Below are 452 nucleotides of genomic sequence, written 5' to 3'. Positions count from 1 at the left end.
AGCTGCAGGTGCCCATCGTGACCATCTGCCCGTTCACGATCGGGTTGGTCATGCTGAAGATGTGGCCGGCCGGATAGGCCTTGCGGGCCTTGTGGGCGGCGACCAGGGCGCGGATCACGGGGTCGGATAAGCTGGGCGCCGCAGGTGAGCCCGCCGCCATCGAGGCGTCACCGCTCCCGACCATCCCGGCATTGCCGGGACGTCCGTAACCGGCGGGCTCGCCTGCGGCGTCTTGAGGCTTCAGCGACAGCGCCCAATCAATCACCCGCCCCGCATAGCCCTCGGTCCAGTGCAGGCCCTCGCCCTCCTTGGCCCGCATGTTCTTGCGCGCCTTGCGCACCATCGCCGCGATGGCGCTGCGCAGCGCGGCCTCGCGGCTCGCATGCTGGCGGCCGTCGACCCGGAAGCCCGGCGGATGGGCCAGCCAGTGGCCGTTCTGAAGCGCGAGCACG

Annotated in this window: 1 protein-coding gene; it reads right to left on the bottom strand. The window is 70.8% G+C overall.

Features of this window, described 5'->3' with window-relative positions; genetic code table 11:
* The coding region (locus AACY45_RS28540) for a hypothetical protein (protein WP_339548813.1) at positions 1–452 on the bottom strand (452 nt) is incomplete at both ends.

Source organism: Pseudomonas sp. RA_35y_Pfl2_P32, assembly GCF_963970735.1.
GTDB lineage: Bacteria > Pseudomonadota > Gammaproteobacteria > Pseudomonadales > Pseudomonadaceae > Aquipseudomonas.
This window is presented reverse-complemented; position numbering and strand designations above follow the sequence as displayed.